Origin of the sequence: Paenibacillus bovis, from assembly GCF_001421015.2 — a bacterium.
In the GTDB taxonomy this organism is placed as follows: domain Bacteria; phylum Bacillota; class Bacilli; order Paenibacillales; family Paenibacillaceae; genus Saccharibacillus; species Saccharibacillus bovis.
The window spans coordinates 5,000,993-5,016,761 of the sequence record NZ_CP013023.1 but is presented as its reverse complement, the minus strand read 5'-3'; the positions used below and the strand labels follow the sequence as shown (position 1 = coordinate 5,016,761).

Here is a 15,769-nt window from a genome sequence, read left to right as displayed (position 1 = left end):
GATAGCTGTTGTCTGCATCATAAAGAGTCCATGATCGCTTCCCTGGGTCCCGTAAGGGAACCGGCAGGGGAGCGATTTTTGGTATGAATACCATTCGCTGTAAAGCATCATTTTGATGTGTGCAGCCATCCTATCGGTCATTCAGCAATTTATAAAGGAGGAATACTATGAGCTACGTTATTGGAGTAGATCTGGGGACCAGCGCTGTCAAAACGGTGCTGGTCAACAAGCAGGGGCAGGTGGCATTTGAGACATCGGAGTCGTATCCGCTATCCCAACCCAAGCCGGGATACAGCGAACAGAATCCCGAAGATTGGGTAGAGCAGACGCTGGTCTCGCTGGGCAGACTGCTGGAGGTATCCGGCGTACCGGCAGAAGAGATACAAGGCATGAGCTTCTCCGGACAGATGCATGGATTGGTATTGCTGGATCAGGATCATCAAGTGGTCCGTCCGGCGATCCTGTGGAATGATACACGTACCACTTCCCAGTGCCGTCGGATCGAACAGAAGCTGGGTGGAGAATTGCTGCAAATTGCCCGTAATCGTGCGCTTGAAGGGTTTACTTTACCCAAAATACTGTGGGTACAGGAACACGAACCGGATAACTGGAGCCGGGCAGCCCTGTTCCTGCTGCCCAAGGATTATGTACGCTATCGGCTGACCGGTGATCTGGCGATGGATTATTCGGATGCGGCAGGTACGCTGCTGCTCGATATTACCGCCAAGTCTTGGAGCGAAACGATTGCTACTGCGTTTGATCTGCCATTATCTCTTTGTCCGCGTCTGGTAGAGTCTTTTGACGATGTAGGCGGACTGCTGCCGGAGGTCCGGGAGCGTACAGGTCTTGGTGAGACTACGCGTGTCTATGCGGGTGGCGCGGATAATGCTTGCGGTGCGATCGGAGCAGGCATTCTAAGCGAAGGCCAGACGATGTGCAGTATCGGTACCTCCGGGGTTGTGTTGTCCTATGAAGAACGCAAGGATCTGGATTTTGAAGGTAAAGTTCATTTCTTTAACCATGGGGAAAAAGATGCCTTTTATATCATGGGCGTAACGCTGGCTGCTGGTTACAGTCTGGAATGGTTCCGCAGCACATTTGGCAAAGAACTATCATTTGAAGCCTTGCTGTCAGGCGTGGACGAGATTACTGCCGGAGCCGATGGACTGCTGTTTACGCCGTATATTGTCGGCGAACGTACACCACATCCGGATGCAGATATCCGGGGCAGCTTTATCGGTATGGATGCATCGCATCGTCTGCCGCATTTTGCCCGTGCTGTGCTGGAAGGTATTACGTTCTCCCTGCGGGAATCGATCGATATCTTGCGGGAGTCCGGCAAACAGATTACCGAAGTGATCTCCATAGGCGGCGGTGCTCGTAATGAGACCTGGCTGCAGATGCAGGCGGATATTTTCAATGCACGGGTAGTCCGGCTGGAGAATGAGCAGGGACCTGCGATGGGAGCTGCTATGCTGGCTGCTTACGGCAGCGGCTGGTTCGATTCGCTGGCAGATTGCGCTGCAGCGTTCCTGCGCACTTCCAAATCGTATGAACCCGATCCGGACCGGGCAGAGCAGTATAACCAGCTATTTGTCATTTATCAGGAGATTTACAATCAGACGGCTGACCTGAACCGGCGGCTGGCTGCTTTTAGAGGATAAGGATGATCTATCGGGAGGATACATCCGGTTTACAGACATGTCTGTTGGTTCTTTAATGCGTATAGCAGTCTACCCGCAGAAAGAAGATAGAACTGACATGAGAATCAAGAGAAAAGCCGGATAGCAGAACAGACCCTGATAGTAGAATAGAAGCTAATATAGACGTTTCACTACACAGCCTTTTTTCTTTTGACAGGAAAAGGGCTGTGCTTATTTTCGGCATCCATGCATACATACCGGAATAAGCGGTTAAGTTGATTGTACGATCAAAAAAGTTTTACAATAAAAGCAAAGGAAGCAGTATACTATAGCATAGCAATAAAAGATGCATTCTGGTTGCTCCAGGATTAACTTTTCATTTGTATGATTTGATCTTTCCTGTATAGTGAGATTATTTGATTAAATAATAGTAATTTCACACTTTTTTACAAATAATACATTCATTTAGCGCAACTATCTGCCGCTGGATGCGTCTTATGCTATGGGCCTGGAAAATCTCGGGCGCAGAGCGGAATCAGCCCTGTAATACATCGTACACATAACCATAAAATTTATCGGTAAAGCGCCCTCATTCTATTACCGGAACCGGCTTGTCTGCCGATAAATACAATCAGAGCAAATCATAGGAGAAGGGCGGTTACGTCTGCATGAAAATATCAAATACCATCTGGGTCAAAACCCTTCTGGCTGGAACGATCCTGTTTACAGGACTTCCTGCTGTTACTCCCAATCAGGCTATCTATGCGGCTTCTTCACAGGTAACCGTTAACAGTTCCACCGATGTAACCAATGCGCTTTATACATCGCTAATGAATCGTGATGCCGAAATTACTCTTTTATATAAAGGAAGTACCAGCGGTCTCAAAACCATGCTGCAAAACGCATTCGAAAATGCGCTGGAAAAAGATCCGTATACCCAGTACATTCTGGACAGCTATGGACTCAGCTGGCGCCAGAATGCCTATTCTGCGCGCGTGACAGTTACGATGAACTATCGTGAGACGACTGCCCAGACCGGCTACGTCAAAAATAAAGTACAGCAGATTCTCTCCAATATCGTGTCTGCCAGCATGAATGACCACGAGAAAGTCAAAGCGATCCATGACTGGGTCGTACGCAATGTAAAATATGATGAGACATACACCCGCTATACCGCATATGAAGCACTGCATGATGGCACAGCAGTCTGTCAGGGATATGCTCTGCTGACTTACGAGCTGCTCAAGGAAGCCGGTATCCAGAACATGATCGCCGAAGGTACAGCCGATGGCGAGCTGCATGCCTGGAATCTGGTGAACCTGGACGGCAAATGGTATCACCTGGATACGACCTGGGATGATCCGGTACCAGATCAGGGCAATGATGTGCAGACAGCCTACTATCTGCTGACTGACTCCCAGATGAAGCAGGATCACAAATGGACCAAAACCTACCCGGCAGCGAATACAACGTATCACAGCACGCTGGATCAGCTAATTGCGGCGGGCGGTCCCAAAACCAGCGTTTACCAGCAGCTGGAGAAAACACTGAATTATGTGTCCACAGCGAGCGAATCCGATACGATTCGTTCGGCAGCAGGCCTCAAATCGCAAGTACAGGCGGCTCAGACAGCTGGCAAAAATGCAGTGACTTTCCGTTATAACGGCAGCCTGACCAGTCTGAAAAATGATCTGCGTGGATTGTCTTCGGTTGGCGTGAAGTCGCTATCCTACAGTGTGAAATCAATCAGCAGTGCCAGTGATCTGAAAGTTACCTTGAGCTGGAGCTAATATGTACTTCAAGCTGGAGTTGAATTGTACTTGAGTATAACTTCAGTAGTAAATAAATAAAGTTAAAAAGACCTGTTGGCTAAATACCAGTAGGTCTTTTTTTATGGATAAAAAGTTCCATATTATTATACAATTTAAATTTGAAAAATAATCAAAAGACCGAAAAGTACATATTCAACTTTATCAATATCAATAATAACCTTTATAAATTAATGTTAAAGCATATTAATTTATATATATATTAACTATAAAAAGTGCAAAAGATACCTAAATATAAATGAAATACAAATACGTGAATATTATATTTTAATTTATTGAAAGCGCTTTATAATTAAGTATAGACATTGAGCAGCGCAGGCTGATTATTCAGTGTTAAATTGATTCAGAAGGGTGGAAGTTCCTTGCATATGAAACGCAAAGTACTTACGATGGTGGTTATTATGACGCTCTTGCTGCCTATTTTTGCTGATACCAAAGGATTCGCAGCTCACTGGGCACTAAGTGGGGATGTGAATGTTCATGATCCATCTTATATCAAAGAAGGCAGCGGAACCTACGTATTCTCAACAGGCGCTGGTATTCAGGTTCTGAAGTCTGATAATGGAACCAACTTTTATCGTGTGCCGCAGGTTTTCCTTTCTCCTTTATCCTGGTGGAGACAATATGCTCCTAACTTGAAAAATGATCGTGCCAATGATGTATGGGCACCGGATGTCAAACAATATAATGGTCGTACATGGTTATACTATTCGATCTCTTCTGATTTTGGCCAAAATACATCGGCGATCGGCCTTGCTTCAGCAAGCAGTGTTGGCGCAGGCAGCTGGCGCGATGATGGTGTTGTTCTGACTTCGAACAGCACAAAAGACTACAATGCGATTGACCCTGAACTGGTTATCGATGCCAGCGGTCAGCCTTGGCTTGCTTTTGGATCATTCTGGACAGGTCTGAAAATTACCAAATTGGATAAAAATACGATGAAGCCTACAGGCAGCATCTATTCTATTGCCAAACGTACTGTTAATGATGGTGCGATTGAAGCTCCATCCATTACGTACAATGCACAGACAGGATACTACTACTTATTCGCTTCTGTTGATAAATGTTGCGATAAAGCCAACAGCACTTACAAAACTGTCTATGGACGTTCGAAGAGCATTACCGGTCCTTATGTGGACAAAAATGGCGTAGATATGATGAAAGGCGGTTTTACGATTCTCGATGCAGGTAATGATCGCTGGAAAGGTCCGGGCGGTGAAGACATTTACAATACCAACCTGATTATCCGTCATGCCTACGATGCTACCGATGGTGGCAATCCGAAGCTGCTGATCAGTGATCTGAATTATGATTCTGCCGGCTGGCCGACCTACTAATCTCGTAACATTCTTTATCTGCCACAACTTACTGTATGGTGTAACTCAAAAAGCCTTTCCTGCTTCACTGTCGTACCCGGAATCCGGTTACAGACAGAGAGCGGAAAGGCTTTTTGAGTATATATTTTGGTAAAGGTTAGAGTATGAATAGATTCGCGATAGGCATCCCAATGTATAAGGTCAACTAATCACATCTTTGGATGCTGATGGTGCGGCATTATGATACCGAATCATCCTGCCGCGCGCCAGTCTCCAGATCACACTCGTTCAGTGGGATTACTTTGGTACGCTTGGTCCATTTATAACCCAGCCATAGAATCAGGAACAGCGGAACACTAATGTAAGAAGCGAGCAGAGATTTCCAGTCAATCGCTTCCGGTGTAATGTACGACAGACTCTGTCCCACGATAACGATCGCACACAGTACAAAAGCAAATAATGGGCCAAACGGGAACCATTTTGCCTTGAATGGCAGATCATTCATATCACGACCCTGTGCCTGGAAAGCACGACGGAATCGGTAATGACTGATCGCAATTCCCAGCCACGTAATAAATCCGCACATCCCCGAAGCATTCAGCAGCCAGCTGTAGACAACGCCATCCCCGAACAGTGAAGCCAGGAAAGCCAGCATGCCAAAAGCAGCGGTTACGATCAGTGCATTTTGCGGAATGCCACGGGAATTCAGACGGCCAAACATTTTCGGGGCTTTGCCGGAGCGAGCCAGTGCATACAGTACACGAGTCGAAGCGTACATACCGGAGTTACCGGCAGACAGTACAGACGAGAGGATAACGGCATTCATGGCTGCAGCTGCAAAAGCAAGTCCTGCTTTTTCAAAAATCAGGGTGAATGGGCTGACACCGATATCGCTCAGATCACTGCCCAGCAGCGATGGTGTTGTATACGGAATGATCAGACCAATCACCAGAATCGCCAGAATGTAGAAGATCAGAATGCGCCAGAATACCTGACGGATCGCACGCGGTACATGCTCACGCGGGTTTTCGCTCTCACCGGCAGCAACCCCGATCAGCTCGGTTCCCTGGAAAGAGAATCCGGCTGCCATAAATACGCCGATAAAGGCGAGCAGCCCGCCGTTGAATGGAGCATCGCCAATCGTAAAGTTGCGGAAGCCAATCGCTTCGCCACCCATGATGCCAAAGATCATCAGTACGCCAATCACGAGGAAGGCAAGTACAACGACAATCTTGATCATGGCGAACCAGTATTCCGATTCCCCGTATCCTTTGACCGACAGGATATTCAGCAGGAAGATCAAGGCCAGGAACAGCAGACTCCACAGGAAGGAAGAACTCTCCGGGAACCAGTATTTGATAATAATCGTAGCAGCGGACAGTTCGGCAGCGATCGTCACCGCCCAGTTGTACCAGAAATTCCAACCCATCGCAAAGCCAAAAGCCGGATCGACGAAACGGGCGGCATACGTATTGAACGAACCGGAATCCGGCATATAGGTCGCCATCTCGCCAAGGCTCGTCATCAGGAAATAGACCATAATACCGACGCAGGCATAAGCGAGCAGAGCGCCGCCGGGACCTGCATTGGCTACCGCCCCGCCGCTGGCGAGGAATAATCCTGTCCCGATCGAACCGCCGAGGGCGATCATCGTCATATGTCTGGCGCGCAGGCCAGCGCGGAGCTGAGGCTCCGGTGTAGGTGTAGGCTTAACGGTTGAACTCATGATGCTTGTGTACACTCCTTCATAATCGTCCAGGGAAAGAATGCCAAAAAAATAGACCGCGGCCAGGCCGGGTCTATTTCTATAGATTCCGCACCATACTTTCCCTTTAAGATAGCTCAACACAATGAAATGCTTGGATTTTTTCATTGTGACAGTTCTGTCCCTTTCGGGTACAGCCCCAGCACAGGATTCCCAGAGCGGAATCTGCACTTCGGCAGCAGGACCTTTTCAACCGGGATTCGCGGCGGCTCTACGCCTGCTCCGGTTGTACTGATTCATGCTGCGACCTCTACCTCATCGGTTATGTGTGATGAGGCATATTATTCAGTTATAGGTTCATATCAGCCTGTTGCGTACAACCTGTGTTGTCTAAGTGGTTTAGCTGACATGGACGTGTTACAGTATACGTGCTTAGCAGACATTTGGCAATGATTTTGTACAGAATGAATATAAAGTCGATTAGCTGGAAGCGTTTTGCTGACGACTCTTCGCCATTTGCTGCCAGATGGTACCAGCGGCTTCTTCCCCGGATTCAATGCGTTCGAGCGCCATGCGCGCTTGCAGGCTGACTTCGAATTCCGGATCTTCGACTGCAGTCTCCAGCGCCTCTCGTGCTTCTTCGGTACCGACTTCGTACAGGAAGCGGGCAGCCCGCCAGCGTACCAGTTTGCTGCTGTCCTGCAGGGTTTTCAGCATGGCTGGTGTTGCTGCCGGATCACCGATATCGGACAGGGTGTCGCCGGCTGTACGACGAACCGCAGCCGATTTGTCTTCCAGTGCGCGGTAGAGCAGCTCCATCGCTGCTGGCGTTTTCAGATCGCCGAGATATACAACAGCAAGGCGACGGATTTGCATTTTCTCATCCGACAATGCCTTTTCGATCAGCGGCAGACTATCCTCTGTTGGTTCCAGTACGTCAAAGCCGGCATAACGTACACGCCAATCTTCACTGTTCATGGATTCGGTAATCTCCTCTAGCGTCATGCCGCGGCGCTGTTCGACGAATTCTTCATTGCTGGCACCATGGGAGATAGCCTGATCGATAATTTTACGCAGACGTTCCTGTGGGAAAGCGGCTTCCAGTTCCTGCTCTACTTCGCGGGCAATATCCGGCAGTTCCCCGTAGCGTACGCCATAATCGGTCAGCTTGCGCTCCTTGATAAGGGTGGCGCTGGCAACTTCGGTTACTGCCTGCACGAATCGTTCGGCGAGAGAGATGCGTTCTTCTTTGGTACCGGCTTTGACCCGGATCTGCATCGGGATACCGCGGAAGAACTGGACGAATACATTCGCTTCCCCAAAATGATCTCCTGACAGATCTTCCGGCACTTCCAGCTTGTTCTCGATACCTTGCTGACCGAGCTTATCCTGCACTTCGTTCAGAATAGCTGACCAATCGGCACTGGCACGACGATCCAGAGCGACAAAGTCGGCCGTATGGAATACACTTTTAACACCATTAATATGAAGCATCTCACGAATAAAGGAAGGAGCCGAACGCTCATTATCCAGCGTATAGGTTTTGCGGATACCCTGAGGCAGCTCTTCGTCCAGACGCAGCATCATCGTGTTCGGACTGGGTGTAGGTTCAATCGAAATAATTTTCATAATAGATAGACCTCCGTATATCAAATTGTGATTATGCAAAATGCAGATACATAGCCTGCTGCAGCCGGATATTATCGCATCATGAGTAAGAACCATCCTGTAAGACTGCCGAATACATATGGCAGATCTCTTCTATACTATTGTAACCCAAAGAGGAAAAGGTTGGCACATGAGAAAACGATGAAGATTGATCCGGTCAAATGAAAAGACGATTTTGCCTGATCGATAAACAGGCAGAATCGTCTTTTTGGTAGATCACATATAGAATTAGCCGGCATCGCGTGCAGCAGCTGTCTCTTTCATGCCCATCAGCGCATTCATCTGTTCCAGCAGATTGCCGCCGCCGGTCAGGGAAATGGTGCCGATTTTCTCGCAGATTTTCTCCAGGAACTCCAGTTCCTTGAGCCGGTAAAGCGTAGCATTCTCATCCATCAGCTTGGCGGTATTGAGCAGGCTGCGGGTGGAGGCCGTCTCTTCGCGGCGGGTAATCATATTGGCCTGCGCTTTTTTCTCGGCGAGCAGTACAGTGTTCAGGATGGTACGGATATCGCCAGGCAGAATAACATCCTTGAGACCGGCGGACAGGAACTGCACACCATATTCCTCACTCTGCGTCTGCAGGCGGCTCAAAACAAAGTCACCGATCTCCTGCTTCATGCGCAGCAGATCATCCAGCTTGAGCGTGCCGACATATTCGCGCAGTAGCAGCTGCAATTGGATGTAGACCTGCTCGTCAAAATTCTTGATCTCTGCTGCCTGAAGCGGATCGGTTACTTTGTACTGACAGACAAAGTTTAACCGCAGCGTGACTTTGTCTTCGGTCAGAATCTCCTGACCGGTCATATCCAGCTGCTGCCGGCGCAGATCGATCTTTTTGACCGTGACATTAACCGGACCGCGCCAGTAGAAGGTACGGCCCGGTGGCAGCAGCTGCTGCAGCTGATTGTCAAAGTACAACAGACCGGTCTCATGGCTGGCAATATCGACGACATACAGATGCGAATGCAGTTTCGCCAGAATACTGCGGCTGATCTCCGGTCCTACAACAGGCTGACGGATATCCGCATGGATAAACTGGTGCTCCTGCAGTACATTCCAGTATACATACGTACCGGCTGTCAGCAGCGCATTATATTTGCCATTGACCAGATGGATCACATATTCATGGTCACTGACTTCGACGACAGTCAGTTCACGCATCAATTCGGCATCGTGTTGATAGAGCCGGATATGAACAGCTTCGTCCTGGGTATGGGTAGGATTCCAATCGGTTGGCGTGAACTGAAGCGGCTCACTAAGCTTGCAGCGCCGAATCGTGGTCTGACCGGATAGATTGAGAAAGCGATAGCTGCCAGGCTTCAGTGTTTTGATGTAACTGCCTTGCTCGAACAGCAGTCCGCGCTCGTCGGCGGCAATATGTATTTTATGTAAAGGTTGTGGTTGGATCATAGTCATGGGTGTTTCCTCCTGAGTTTGTCTTTGTGCGGGAAGTTCTCTCGCATCACATACGGAGCCTGAGCTTGAGACAGCATCTGCCGAACCAAAGCGCCAAATAGGGAGAACGGCATGAATCCGGCTGTGTGACTCGCCTGATTCTGCTGGTCTGCCTTTCCTTACGATCTGCCCGAACACGATAACTGCCGAATCCGCTGGCTGCAAAGTACGCTGCTGCGTGGTACCCCGTGCTGGCGGTACCCAGAGAACTTCCTGCTGCAAAGATTTGATTTTAATAAAGCTCCATTAACAGTGGAGTGCGCTACCTGCGCTCACGTGAAAGGTGAGTGGGATTCGAACCCGATCTTCTATTTCATAGGGCGTACAGACGAATGCACATTACGACATACCGTCATACATTGTATGCGGCACCGCCGGATCTTGGAGATCCGCAGCCTGAAGGGTAAGCCATTCGTAGTGGACGCTTTATTATCATCGCTGATCCGGTGCTTCATGAACAGGGCGCAAGTATGGCGACAAGGACAAGTAGTACACTTCTGGAAAAAGGATCATAGATACAAGTGAGCGATCAATCGGCATTGGTTGTTTTTCTTCGGCTGGATTGCACAGCAAAAAACGGCATATCGCATAGAAGCACAATTCAAATCAAATGTAGAGCAGTGCATTCTTTATAATAAAGAAGAACAAGAAGAACAAGAAGAACATGGGCAAAGGAGGCAGCAGCATGAGTGAGCAGGTTCAGCACATGATCGACTGGCTGGAAGATCATCTGCTGGAGGAATTTTCGCTGGCGGAGCTGGGGCAGAGTGTAGGATATTCGCCGTACTATTGTTCCTTTCTGTTCCGGCATCATACAGGCATCAGCATGAAAAAGTATATTCAGCTGCGCCGGGTTTTTCTGTCCAGCATCCGGCTGGCAGAGACGCAGCAGCGGATTATCGATATTGCAGTAGAGCATGGATATTCCTCGCAGGAGGCATTTTCCAGATCATTCAAGGATGTACTCGGGGTCACACCTCATGCGTTTCGGCAGCATCCTCAGCCGATACAATCCTATATCAAATTAACGATTGATTCATACGGGAGGGAATTAACGATGGATATTTCCGGCAAACAAGGTATTGAACAGTTGCAGCGTCAGGTCGAGGAATTGTACGAGCATGAGATTCTGAATGTGCTGAACGGGCAGATGATGTTTGAGAAATTCAGACAGAATCAGTGGATGGGCCGAAGCGATTATGTTCCTTTTAATGAAGCAATGTGTGTACACGAGACTACCGAAGAGATCTTTGGCGATCCGTTCTGCAGAGTACGGGCGCAGGGGCATGGCAGCTCACTGGAGCAGTATGAACAGATTGTGATCCAACCGCTGCAGCCTCTGATGGAAAAGGAATATCGCTGTATCGTGCTCTGGTTTGGCGACGATATGTTCTGTCAGATCAATCTATTGACCCTGCTGGCTTATCTGGAGCAAAAATATTACCAGGGCACGATCTATGTCAATGTGGTGCAGGAGCAGACGTATGAGGTGCAGCAGACAGCTATCCAGCTGGGTTCATTTGCCGGGATCTATCGTCAGGTACTGCTGAATCAGCAGATGCCACAGGAACCACTGCTGCCTGTCATGTATCAGGGAGTCCGGCTGTATCTCAATCTGCAGCAGCCTGACAATGAAATAGCGGCATTTATTCGCAGTCATCCTGGAGATTCTGCCGAACAGCTGCTGCCACAGTTATTTTCTCTGTTCAGTCATTACGGACTGGGTGATACCCAGTATTTGGAGCTGATAGCATCGGTTCGCCAGGCGTCGGCATAACTATCGTTATGTATATTGTATCTACAGATGTCGGTGCATCATGGTTATCTGTATAAGGATAAAATATAAAAGTAAAAGCGAAGGACTTTACCTCGGCGGTAGAGTGCCTTCGCTTTTTGTTACCTGTATACATACTGCTATTCAATCCGCTGCTTATACCGCTGCCTGATCTTCCGGCGCTGTCTGCGGCTGGCGTACAATTTTCACTTCATAAAAAGTGATCTTGTTATCCAGGATATAATCCGGAATATTGCGGTGGGCGTGGGATTCACGGAAAGCATCGCTGCGTGTCCAGCCCTGGAAATGATCCTTGGATTCCCAGCGTGTGCTGATCGTCACCTCGTCATACTCTTTGTTGCTGTCGTTGAACAATACTTCCAGACCGAGAAAACCTTCCATAAATTCCACTTTGCCGACTTTGTCAAAACGCTCGACGAGCAGGTGGGCACTGCCTTTGGTAAGCTGGGATGTGTTGGTTACGATAATCATATTAGTTTCCTCCTGAGTGGTGAGGGATCTCCGGCAGAATAACCGGATACTTCCCTTTAAATTGGATAGTGGCATTCATTCCATAGATATCGCGGATAAAGTCGTCGGTCAGCAGCTCCAGCGGATGACCGCAGGCAGCGAGTCGGCCCTGTCGCAGGGCAATCATGTAATCACAATAAGCGGCAGCCTGCTGGAGATCATGCAGTACCATCACAATGGTCAGTCCGGTCTCCCGGTTGATCCGGTGCAGCATATCCATCACTTCAAACTGATGGGCAATATCGAGAAAGGTAGTCGGTTCATCGAGCAGCACAATATCGGTCTGCTGGGCGAGTGCCATAGCAATCCGCGCCCGCTGCTGCTCGCCACCGGACAGCGTGTGGAACATGCGCTCGGCATACATGGAGATGCCTGTCCACTGCATAACCTGATCCAGAATTGCCCGGTCTTCGGCACCCTGCAGCGGCTGGAATCTTTTTTTGTAGGGCGCGCGTCCATAGGCGACCAGTTCGCGTACAGTCAGCTGTGGCAGTGATTCCTTTAACTGCGGCAGCATGGTAATGGTATGCGACCATTCGCGCAGGCTGTACGCTGCAGCCGGTCTGCCATGTACGCTCACCTGACCCTGATCCGGCTGCAGCAGACGAACCAGAATGCGCAGCAGGGTGGATTTGCCGGAGCCGTTTGGTCCGACGATCGCAGTAAGCTGTCCGGCAGGCACGGAGATATGTATATCTTCCAGCCGGAAGTGTCCACGGTTCAGCTGGATACCGCTGGCTTCAATCGCATTCATCATGACAGCACCGGCCCTTTTCGTTTTAATAAATAAAGGAAAAATGGAGCACCGAGTACAGCCAGCAGAATACCGACCGGCAGTTCAATCGGATCGAACCAGGAGCGGGCAACCGTATCGGCAAAAACGACCAGTACCCCGCCGCCCAGCATCGAGAAGGGGAGCAGAAACCGATAATCTTCCCCGATCAGCAGCCGGATCATATGTGGTACGACCAGTCCGACAAATCCGACGAGTCCGGCAACACTGACCGCCGTACCTGCCAGTAGTGCCGCCAGCATAATAATCATGAATCGCTGCAGTTCGACACGCTGACCGAGCAGCCGCGCCGAATCGTCTCCCAGCAGCAGCAGATTGGCAGGCTGGATCGCGAACAGGCAGAGTAGTAGCCCGATAATCGCATACGGCGCCATAAACTCCAGATGATGCCAGCTGCGGCCATTCAGCCCACCGGATAGCCATGGCAGCACCGCCTGAACCCGGTCGCTGAAAATAACCATGATTCCGTTCGTAAAAGCACCGAGCAGCGCATTAACAGCTACGCCTGCCAGCACAATTTTGACAGGGGCAGCACCGCGTTCCCACGCCATAACATAGATAACGATAGCAGTAATAAAGGACCCGGCAAAAGCAGTGATCGGCAGCAGATAGCTGAACTGGGGAAGGATGACCATCGTGATCATCGCTGCCAGTCCGCCGCCTGCCGAGACCCCGATAATCCCCGGATCAGCCAGCGGATTTTTCATAACCCCTTGCAGCAGCGCACCGGATGCAGCGAGACAGGCACCGACTAACAGTCCAACCAATACCCGTGGTACGCGCAGATCCATAACAATCGTGCGATATACCGATTCCTGACCATACATCCAGACTGCCATTAGCTCCTGTAAAGGAATAGATACCGCTCCATGTACAATCCCATAGATAGATACAAGGACAAGCAGCAATGGAAGCAGTATGGCGAGTATCCATCTGCGACATGCTCTTTGTCGCAGATTTGGACGTGCCCGTTGTCGCAGATTTGGACATGCTCGTTGTCGCAGATTTGGACATGCTCGTTGTCGCAGATTTGGACGTGCTCGTTGTCGCAGATTTGGACGTGCCCGTTGTCGCAGGTCCAGACGTGCCCGTTGTCGCAGATTCGAACATACACGCCGCCATCGCCCAATACGTCCAGACTGCTGACGATCCGGCTTACTCATGAGCCTTATTCGGATACAGCAGACCGTGCATCAGGTCCAGCGCTTCGGTAACCCGTGTACCTGGATTGGTACCGAACAGATCCGATGGCAGAACGTCCACCCGACCATGTTTGACCGCACTGACACTGCTCCATGCCTGATTCTCCTGCATTTCCTTTAAAAAGCCTGCTTTGACTTCGTCTCCGCTGCCATGGGTCATGATGAGTACATAATCCGGATCGGCTTCCACAATCCGCTCGGTATTGAGCTGGGCATACTGGGGATAATTTTGAAGTCCCGGCAGATCGGCAGCGATATTGATGCCACCGGCCAGTTCCAGAATGTTGCCGCTGAGCGAATTGGGCAGAGCGGCCATGTATGTACCGGGAGCTCCGTAGACGAGCAGCACCCTTGGTGGATGGGCAGCAGCTTTGGCAGAGGTGGACAGCTTCTGGATATGCTCTTTCAGTTCATCGTTCAGCTGACTGGCCCGGTCTTCACGCTGAAGCATCTGTCCAAACAGGGTGATCTGCCGCTGGATATCCGCTACAGAGTTAGCCGAGCTAAGTACCATCTGAGCTCCGATACTTTCGATCGTCGGAATATCTTTTTCATTGAGCGGTGCGTTACCGAGTACGACATCCGGCTGCAGGAAAGCGATCTTTTCCAGATCAATCTCATGGGTGGAGCCGATAGTTTGTACCTTTTCGGCAGCGGGTACAGGTGCCTTGCCTGTAGAAGTAGGGCGTCCCACGACCGTTCCACCCAGTGCATAGATAATATCGACATCCCCGTTGCTGAGAGCTACGATTCGCTGGGGAATATGCTGCAGCGGTATAGTACGATTGGCAAAGTCTGTCAGAGAGAGCGTGCTGGCAGCTGCTGCAGACGTTGCATTTACAGCAGGTCCTGTGGGTGAAGCAGTAGGTTGACTGCATCCAGCCAACGTACAGACGAGCAGGATGGATACGCCAAAATGTGAAGCTTTCATGTGAATAAAAGTCCCCCTGCATGTTGTATACAAGCTATTTAAGCTAAATGATAATCATTTTCAATTACCAAGCTTGACTTAAATGATAATTAATATCATTTGTGACGTCAATAATAAAATAAATTTAAAATTTAATTTAATGTTTTATAACCAAGCTGGGGCGGTTGAGAGATTAGGGCGTATAGAGGAAACAAATCTTTATCAGAGAAATAAAACCCTTTAAAAATAAGGTATTACGCCAAAATTGACGTATTGACAAAGATCAAAAATCTGGTCTAACATGGGCATTGTGTAATGCACACAGCTTCCCTGATTAGGATGGGGAGGGAAAATTAAGCATTTCACATGTCCAGTAGGACATTTATTTTTTAGATTTAATTGAGAATGATAATCAATTAAATCAAGCTCAACTCAATTTCACATGAAAGGAGGAGTCCTGTCCGATATGCAGCAGAAATATGCATTACCGGTACTGTGGATACTGATGATTACCATGATCATGGTCGTATTGGTTCCATCGTCTGCTATTACAGCGTCATCCAGCCGACCGGCGAAAGGTACATACACCATCGATTACGACATACTCCGCGCGGAAGACAATTCCGTATCTATGGCCAATGATTATTTTGAAAAGCCGGCCAAACTCTATGTGACCGGCAACAAAATGACGATGCAGATTACCGTTAACCACAGCGCTTGGACAACGAAGTTCAAGGTGAAGTACAAAGGCAAAATCGTGGACACCAAGGTAATCAAGACCAATACTGCCAAAGATACGCGTGTTGTCCAATTCCCGGTCGCCGATCTGAACAATGCGATGATCTCGCAAATCCATGTCACCGTACCGTCTTACAGTTACGACCATGACTATACGATTCGCTTCAAATTCGATCGTAGCAGTCTGAAGAAATCCAAATAATGC

General features: G+C 49.1%; 13 protein-coding genes and 1 riboswitch. Of the genes, 6 read left to right on the top strand and 7 right to left on the bottom strand.

Annotated elements, in window-relative coordinates; genetic code table 11:
• Positions 1–167 precede the first annotated feature (167 nt).
• The 3 genes from xylB (at position 168) to AR543_RS21470 (ending at position 4,809) form a co-directional block, all read left to right on the top strand.
• On the top strand, positions 168–1,664 hold the full coding sequence (gene xylB / locus AR543_RS21480; RefSeq protein WP_060536355.1) for a xylulokinase: 1,497 nt from the start codon (positions 168–170) through the stop codon (positions 1,662–1,664).
• Positions 1,665–2,311: 647 nt separating this feature from the next.
• Positions 2,312–3,433, top strand: a complete 1,122-nt coding sequence (locus AR543_RS21475; RefSeq protein ID WP_060536354.1) for a transglutaminase domain-containing protein — start codon at positions 2,312–2,314, stop codon at positions 3,431–3,433.
• Positions 3,434–3,840: 407 nt separating this feature from the next.
• Positions 3,841–4,809, top strand: coding sequence for an arabinan endo-1,5-alpha-L-arabinosidase AbnA (locus AR543_RS21470; RefSeq protein ID WP_060536353.1), 969 nt, complete (start codon positions 3,841–3,843; stop codon positions 4,807–4,809).
• Between the two features lie 217 nt (positions 4,810–5,026).
• Here AR543_RS21470 and AR543_RS21465 read toward each other — a convergent pair whose 3' ends face one another.
• The 3 genes from AR543_RS21465 to AR543_RS21455 form a co-directional block, all read right to left on the bottom strand.
• Positions 5,027–6,514: an amino acid permease gene (locus tag AR543_RS21465; RefSeq protein WP_060536352.1), complete on the bottom strand. Its 1,488-nt coding sequence runs from the start codon at positions 6,512–6,514 to the stop codon at positions 5,027–5,029.
• A 104-nt stretch (positions 6,515–6,618) separates the two neighbouring features.
• A riboswitch (Lysine riboswitch) is annotated at positions 6,619–6,814 on the bottom strand.
• 159 nt (positions 6,815–6,973) lie between these two features.
• Positions 6,974–8,122 carry a virulence factor gene (locus AR543_RS21460; protein WP_060536351.1) on the bottom strand — a complete coding sequence of 383 codons (1,149 nt, stop codon included), beginning with the start codon at positions 8,120–8,122 and terminating at the stop codon, positions 6,974–6,976.
• A gap of 267 nt (positions 8,123–8,389) precedes the next feature.
• A complete protein-coding gene (locus AR543_RS21455) occupies positions 8,390–9,577 on the bottom strand; it encodes a slipin family protein (protein WP_060536350.1) in 1,188 nt (395 codons plus the stop codon).
• Positions 9,578–10,301: 724 nt separating this feature from the next.
• Here AR543_RS21455 and AR543_RS21450 point away from each other — a divergent pair.
• Positions 10,302–11,393: a helix-turn-helix transcriptional regulator gene (locus AR543_RS21450; RefSeq protein ID WP_060536349.1), complete on the top strand. Its 1,092-nt coding sequence runs from the start codon at positions 10,302–10,304 to the stop codon at positions 11,391–11,393.
• A gap of 153 nt (positions 11,394–11,546) precedes the next feature.
• Here AR543_RS21450 and isdG read toward each other — a convergent pair whose 3' ends face one another.
• From isdG to AR543_RS21435, 3 genes are read right to left on the bottom strand one after another with little or no spacing between them, the layout of a single operon-like run.
• The gene (gene isdG, locus AR543_RS21445) at positions 11,547–11,882 is read right to left on the bottom strand and encodes a heme oxygenase (protein ID WP_060536348.1); all 336 of its coding nucleotides are present in this window, start codon (positions 11,880–11,882) and stop codon (positions 11,547–11,549) included.
• A gap of 1 nt (position 11,883) precedes the next feature.
• Positions 11,884–12,675, bottom strand: a complete 792-nt coding sequence (locus tag AR543_RS21440) for an ABC transporter ATP-binding protein (RefSeq protein WP_060536347.1) — start codon at positions 12,673–12,675, stop codon at positions 11,884–11,886.
• Complete coding sequence (locus AR543_RS21435; protein ID WP_227871914.1) at positions 12,675–13,694, bottom strand: FecCD family ABC transporter permease; 1,020 nt, start codon at positions 13,692–13,694, stop codon at positions 12,675–12,677. Before AR543_RS21435 ends, AR543_RS21440 begins: the two co-directional genes overlap by 1 nt.
• Between AR543_RS21435 and AR543_RS24455 the strand changes: the two genes are divergently transcribed.
• On the top strand, positions 13,622–13,879 hold the full coding sequence (locus AR543_RS24455) for a hypothetical protein (RefSeq protein ID WP_162495393.1): 258 nt from the start codon (positions 13,622–13,624) through the stop codon (positions 13,877–13,879). The genes AR543_RS21435 and AR543_RS24455 overlap by 73 nt on opposite strands.
• Here the strand turns inward: AR543_RS24455 and AR543_RS21430 are convergent.
• Positions 13,870–14,847, bottom strand: coding sequence for an ABC transporter substrate-binding protein (locus tag AR543_RS21430; protein WP_060536346.1), 978 nt, complete (start codon positions 14,845–14,847; stop codon positions 13,870–13,872). The two genes, AR543_RS24455 and AR543_RS21430, sit on opposite strands and share 10 nt — an antisense overlap.
• 445 nt (positions 14,848–15,292) lie before the next feature.
• Here AR543_RS21430 and isdC point away from each other — a divergent pair, with 445 nt between their 5' ends.
• On the top strand, positions 15,293–15,766 hold the full coding sequence (gene isdC, locus AR543_RS21425) for a heme uptake protein IsdC (protein WP_060536345.1): 474 nt from the start codon (positions 15,293–15,295) through the stop codon (positions 15,764–15,766).
• Positions 15,767–15,769 lie beyond the last annotated feature (3 nt).